The organism is Actibacterium lipolyticum, from assembly GCF_900184935.1.
GTDB lineage: Bacteria > Pseudomonadota > Alphaproteobacteria > Rhodobacterales > Rhodobacteraceae > Actibacterium_A > Actibacterium_A lipolyticum.
In genome coordinates this window covers 1406501-1412500 of the sequence record NZ_FXYE01000002.1, presented here as the reverse complement: position 1 = coordinate 1412500, position 6000 = coordinate 1406501, and the positions used below count along the sequence as shown (strand labels likewise).

3 protein-coding genes, 1 tRNA gene and 2 rRNA genes (1 of these 6 running past the window's edge) are annotated in these 6000 nt (G+C 55.4%); 3 read left to right on the top strand and 3 right to left on the bottom strand.

The genetic code is table 11. From position 1 onward, the window contains the following. From COL8621_RS15520 to COL8621_RS15510, 3 genes are all read left to right on the top strand, one after another. Positions 1–1586, top strand: a 23S ribosomal RNA gene (locus COL8621_RS15520) (it extends 1240 nt beyond the left edge of the window). 83 nt (positions 1587–1669) lie between these two features. Beyond that, positions 1670–1784, top strand: a 5S ribosomal RNA gene (gene rrf, locus COL8621_RS15515). 76 nt (positions 1785–1860) lie between these two features. Continuing rightward, a tRNA-Met gene (locus tag COL8621_RS15510) sits at positions 1861–1937 on the top strand. A 372-nt stretch (positions 1938–2309) separates the two neighbouring features. Here the strand turns inward: COL8621_RS15510 and cynS are convergent. The 3 genes from cynS to COL8621_RS15495 all read right to left on the bottom strand — a co-directional run bounded on the left by cynS (position 2310) and on the right by COL8621_RS15495 (position 5440). Next, complete coding sequence (gene cynS / locus COL8621_RS15505; RefSeq protein ID WP_093968191.1) at positions 2310–2777, bottom strand: cyanase; 468 nt, start codon at positions 2775–2777, stop codon at positions 2310–2312. 23 nt (positions 2778–2800) lie between these two features. After that, positions 2801–4525, bottom strand: coding sequence for a bifunctional protein-serine/threonine kinase/phosphatase (locus tag COL8621_RS15500; protein WP_093968190.1), 1725 nt, complete (start codon positions 4523–4525; stop codon positions 2801–2803). Between the two features lie 63 nt (positions 4526–4588). After that, positions 4589–5440: a formate/nitrite transporter family protein gene (locus tag COL8621_RS15495; protein ID WP_093968189.1), complete on the bottom strand. Its 852-nt coding sequence runs from the start codon at positions 5438–5440 to the stop codon at positions 4589–4591. Positions 5441–6000 lie beyond the last annotated feature (560 nt).

The window sequence follows — 6000 nt, the reverse complement described above, 5'->3', positions numbered from 1 at the left end:
TTTGCGGTTTCGACCGTACCGGAGGCTCGGGTTTGACTGTGAAGCCGGCCTGTGAGGGATCCGGTGGAGTGATCACTAGTGAGAATGATGACATGAGTAGCGACAAACAGGGTGAGAGACCCTGTCGCCGAAAGTCCAAGGGTTCCTGCTTAAAGCTAATCTGAGCAGGGTAAGCCGACCCCTAAGGCGAGGCCGAAAGGCGTAGTCGATGGGAACCAGGTTAATATTCCTGGGCCAGGAGGATGTGACGGATCTCGAAGATTGTTTGCCCTTATCGGATTGGGCAGGCCGTTTAGAGGTTCCTGGAAATAGCCCTCCATGAGATCGTACCCTAAACCGACACAGGTGGACTGGTAGAGAATACCAAGGCGCTTGAGAGAACTATGTTGAAGGAACTCGGCAAAATACCTCCGTAAGTTCGCGAGAAGGAGGCCCAGTTTCTACGCAAGTATTGGCTGGGGGCACAAACCAGGGGGTGGCGACTGTTTACTAAAAACACAGGGCTCTGCGAAGTCGCAAGACGACGTATAGGGTCTGACGCCTGCCCGGTGCTGGAAGGTTAAAAGGAGGGGTGCAAGCCTCGAATTGAAGCCCCAGTAAACGGCGGCCGTAACTATAACGGTCCTAAGGTAGCGAAATTCCTTGTCGGGTAAGTTCCGACCTGCACGAATGGCGTAACGACTTCCCCGCTGTCTCCAACATAGACTCAGCGAAATTGAATTGCCTGTCAAGATGCAGGCTTCCCGCGGTTAGACGGAAAGACCCCGTGCACCTTTACTACAGCTTCACATTGGCATTAGGCCGAACATGTGCAGGATAGGTGGTAGGCTTCGAAGCAGAAACGCCAGTTTCTGTGGAGCCTTCCTTGAGATACCACCCTTGTTCTGCTTGATGTCTAACCGCGGTCCGTTATCCGGATCCGGGACCCTGTGTGGCGGGTAGTTTGACTGGGGCGGTCGCCTCCTAAAGCGTAACGGAGGCGCGCGAAGGTTGGCTCAGAGCGGTCGGAAATCGCTCGTTGAGTGCAATGGCAGAAGCCAGCCTGACTGCGAGACTGACAAGTCGAGCAGAGTCGAAAGACGGCCATAGTGATCCGGTGGTCCCGAGTGGAAGGGCCATCGCTCAACGGATAAAAGGTACGCCGGGGATAACAGGCTGATACTGCCCAAGAGTCCATATCGACGGCAGTGTTTGGCACCTCGATGTCGGCTCATCTCATCCTGGGGCTGGAGCAGGTCCCAAGGGTACGGCTGTTCGCCGTTTAAAGAGGTACGTGAGCTGGGTTTAGAACGTCGTGAGACAGTTCGGTCCCTATCTGCCGTGGGTGTAGGATACTTGAGAGGAGTTGCCCCTAGTACGAGAGGACCGGGGTGAACGATCCACTGGTGTACCAGTTGTTCCGCCAGGAGCAGTGCTGGGTAGCTATGATCGGAAAGGATAACCGCTGAAGGCATCTAAGCGGGAAGCCCCCCTCAAAACAAGGTATCCCTGAGGACCGAGGTAGACCACCTCGTCGATAGGCCGGAGATGTAAGTGCAGCAATGCATTCAGTTGACCGGTACTAATTGTCCGATAGGCTTGATTTGATCCAGTAACAGCAAGGCTGACTGATCTGAAAGCATACACTTCATTGTGAAACTTGACTTGGTATATTGTGCTTCTTTCTCGGTTTGGTGGTCATAGCGCGAGCGAAACACCCGATCCCATCCCGAACTCGGCCGTTAAGCGCCGTCGCGCCGATGGTACTGCGTCTTAAGACGTGGGAGAGTAGGTCACCGCCAAACCTAGAAAGAAGCACAAAACGTATCTCTCAAATCGATGGCTTCACTCAAAAAAATGCGCGTGAAGCAAACAATTTGGCGCGGGATGGAGCAGCCCGGTAGCTCGTCAGGCTCATAACCTGAAGGTCGTAGGTTCAAATCCTACTCCCGCAACCAAAAATCAAAAATATAAGAACAAGAAATCAGCGCCCCTTGGGGCGATATACGCGTTTGCAGTATGGCGCGACAATCCCAAGCACAAAATCAATGAAAATCACGGCTCGGAAACAAACGCGTCGCCGGATCACGAGGAGGACGCCAACCGGATGATTAGCGTGGCGGGCGGGGCGCATCATCGGCCTGCGGGTGAGTGATCCCAACCGCGTGCTCAAACGGATGCCCGGGAGCGGAAAGCAGATACGAAACGTCTTCGATCACATCCGCAATCAGATGAAGCACAATCCCCGAACGATCCAAAAAATCCGGTGAAGGGCAGCACTAGCGAACTGGTGTTCACCGGCTAGCCCCAAAATAGGTGGTCCCCACCTGTCACCATGCGTTGTAAGCGAGATATTTGCCCGACATTTCAATCTTAACCCTATCGCCTTTTTCGTGCTGGACGCGGGTTACCTCCATGTTGAAATCGATTGCGGACATGATGCCGTCACCGAACTCTTCGTGGATGAGGGCTTTGATTGTCGGTCCATAGACGCCGACGATTTCATAAAGCCGATAAATGCACGGGTCGGTCGGCACGGTTTGGTCCCAGATTTTCGTGGGGCTCTCTTCCAAAACTGCTACGGCTTCTGCCGGAAGATCGAGCGTTGTGACTAGGGCTTGCGCCTTATCCGACGGCATCGCGTTCATGCCCATGCAGGCTGAATGTGTCCAGACGGGCGACATGTTGATCGCGGTGGCAATCGCTTCCCAACTTAGGCCTGATGTCTTCTTTGCGGCGATGATCAGCGCGGTTACATCTTCTTTGGTAAGGTAGTCTGGCGTCGAAAGGTCTTTCATCGTTCATTCTCCTGTTTAAAAAGTTAGGCTGATAATTGAACCGCTAGGATGAGACACAAAACGGCGAGGAAGAGAGAAACCCCCTGCCAAAATCGGACCGGGTCACGTTCTGCCAGCGGGACATGACGACTGGCATTCCACGTGCTTCCTGGGCGCTTTAGGTCACCGACCAGTTCGGACAATGCATCATAGCGCTGCAATGGATCAGGATTGACGGCCCGACGAAGTGCAACGTCCATCCAATCGGGTACGCCGCTTTCTTCGTCGCGGGCCGTTGCATATGTCAGCCGGGCCTGATCCCGACGGGATCGGATGCGGGCAACCTGAGCGCCATAGGGCAGTCGGCCTGTCAGCATCTCATAGGCGATAACCCCAAGGGCGTATTGATCCGATCGCCAACTGACCGGATCGCCCGACAGATACTCTGGGGCGGTGTACTGATAGGTTCCGGGCATGGCGCCAAGCGTGCCGGGCGCGGCTTCTTCGACCCCGGCGACTGAGGTAGAGCCGAGGTCGATGATCCTGACAGTGCCGTCGTTGTCGATGATCACATTTTCGGGCCGCAGGTCTTGGTGAATCATTTCTCGTCTGTGGAACGCACGTAGGCCGGTGGCGAGTTGCGCGATGATGTCACGCACTTGTTCCAGCTCAGGCTGGGGATGGTCCGTCATCCATTGCCTAAGGGTGCATCCCTCTACAAACTCAGTCACTACATAAAGGGCACTGCGTTGTTCGGGCACTTTTCCGGCCTTTAGGATATGCGCAGACGAAATCCGGCGGGCGATCCATTCTTCCAAAACGAACCGGCGCAGATAGTCCGCGTCTTGCGCCATTTCGGATGCGGGAATTTTTAGCGCCACCCGATTGCAATCTGGATCAACGGCAAGAAAGACGTGGCTGCGTGCGGTTGAGTGTAGCCCGCGGATGATGCGGAACCCGTCGATGATGTCCCCAGCCTTTGGGAGCGACGGGACCGGCAACTTTGCCCCATCAACGGCAAGCTCAACACCTGCGGCTGGAAGGGCGTCAATCCGGACGATCTGAACCGTTAGGTTGTCGTCGCTACCACGTTCTAATGCGTCGGTCGCTATTTCTTGCGCGGCGGCGTCAAGGTCGGGGGCGGCTAGGGCGGTGCGTACTGCGCGGGCGTCGGTGAAGTCGTGCACCCCGTCAGTGGTCAGCAAAAATACGTCGCCAACCGATAGTGGGACCTGACGATAGTCGACCTCTATCCGGGGTTCGGCCCCCAAGGCGCGGCCCAAATAATTTTCCTCGGACGAAAGTATCATGCGGTGATCATTGGTAAGCGGTTCAAGGCTGGACCCCGACAGGCGTTGCACGCGACTGTCGCCAACATGCAGGATGTGACCGTCGCGCCCTTTAAGGATCAACGCTGATAGGGTGCAAACCCGGCCCACGTTCATATCAGCAACGGCAGAGTTCTGTCCGTGCAGCCAAGCGTTGGTTGCGTCAATCACGCGGGTTGCTGCGGTCTTTACCGTCCAGGCGTCGGGTGTTGAGTAATAGTCGGTCAAAAGGCTTTTTACTGCTGTTTCCGAGGCTTCGGCGCTTACGGCGCTTGATGAAATCCCGTCCGCAATGGCAAGCGTAATGCCCTTAAGGGTCAGCGCGCGGCCCTCTGGGACCAGCGCGCCATGAAAATCTTGGTTTTCGGGTTTGCGACCAGCCGAAGAATATTGGCCGATCGAAACGCACGGGGCGTTTTGGATGGGCGCGTCTTTGGGCATGGTCGCTCCTCCCCGAGAAATGAAACTGGTGGCCCGATAAATGCTGGGCCACCAGAACAGTGTTTATTCAGCCGGCATGGTGGCGCTGTCGTCATTCCGGCCAACCGCTGCGTTCCGCTTTGGCGACTCTTTGAAGTGGGTGGCGTAGATCATACCGCCAACGAAGGTCAGACCGCCGACAAGGTTGCCCAGAACAACGGGGATCTCGTTATAGGCAAAGTAGTCGAACCAAGTGAATTCGCCGCCCAGCATGATGCCCGATGGGAACAGGAACATGTTCACGATCGAATGCTCGAAACCGAGGTAGAAGAAGACCAAGATCGGCATCCACATCGCCATGATCTTCCCCGAGGTAGAGCTGGACATCATCGCGCCAACCACACCGGTGGAAACCATCCAGTTACACATCACGGCGCGAATAAAGACTGTCAGCATCCCAGCGCTGCCAGCGGCCGCGTAACCCACTGTCCGGGATTCACCGATCTGTCCGATCCTTTGGCCAACCGCGTTGGGTTCCTCACTGAACCCCATGGTGAAAATAACCGCCATGAAGACGGCCGTCGTCATCGCACCAGCAAAGTTGCCGCAGAACACGAGGCCCCAGTTGCGAAAGACACCTTTCCAAGTACAGCCGGGACGTTTTGCAATGACGGCAAGCGGGGCAAGGGTGAACACCCCAGTCAGAAGGTCGAAACCCAAAAGGTAGAGCATGCAAAAGCCCACCGGGAACAGCAGAGAGGCGACAAGAAAGTTTCCGGTGTTAACCGCGATTGTCACCGCGAACGCAGCAGCAAGCGCCAAGATCGCGCCCGCCATATAAGAGCGGATCAACGTATCTTTGGTCGCCATAAATATCTTGGATTCGCCAGCATCGACCATCTTGGTCGCGAATTCTTTGGGCTGGATATACGACATGTTCGTATCCTTTGCAGAGAGTTTCTGGCCTGTAATCAGACGCCAGGTTGAAGGGAAAGGTCATGAGAATGGATGTGAAAAGAGGGTGAGCAGCCATCATTCGCGCCAAAAGCAAAGCTGTTTTTGCGCGATATAAGGCAGGTTAAATTGTGGGAAATCTGGTGTCGCTTGGGCATGGCCGCCTCCGGTTTCGTGATGAGTGCGAAACCGGTTTTCAGGTGTCGCCGCTACTTCAGTCAGGAAACACAAAGCTTGTTTGCAATCGCGTTTCCGCAGTCCGACAGCTGTCGGAATGAGGATGCAGCGCCATTGCTGCGCGCCCAATCTGGGCCCTTGACGAAAATTGCCACGCCGTTGCGGCTATCGGTGAAGTCAAACTCACCGTCCATAGTCAGATTGATGTTAGGAAGGGGCCGCCCAATCCAGCAAGAAACGCGGCACCTGGGTGGGGGCTGCCCGCAGGGTTTCAAGTGGCTAGTCCATAATAAAGGCTAGGGTGCATGGTTTTTGGGCGGCAAATGGATGTTTGCGCAGCCTGTGTTGCGCCAAACCTCTTTGTT

Bases quoted from the DNA above. Each gene is read 5' to 3' on its own strand.
- cynS (WP_093968191.1), bottom strand. From the start codon at position 2,777: ATGAAAGACCTTTCGACGCCAGACTACCTTACCAAAGAAGATGTAACC.
- COL8621_RS15495 (WP_093968189.1), bottom strand. From the start codon at position 5,440: ATGTCGTATATCCAGCCCAAAGAATTCGCGACCAAGATGGTCGATGCT.
- COL8621_RS15500 (WP_093968190.1), bottom strand. From the start codon at position 4,525: ATGCCCAAAGACGCGCCCATCCAAAACGCCCCGTGCGTTTCGATCGGC.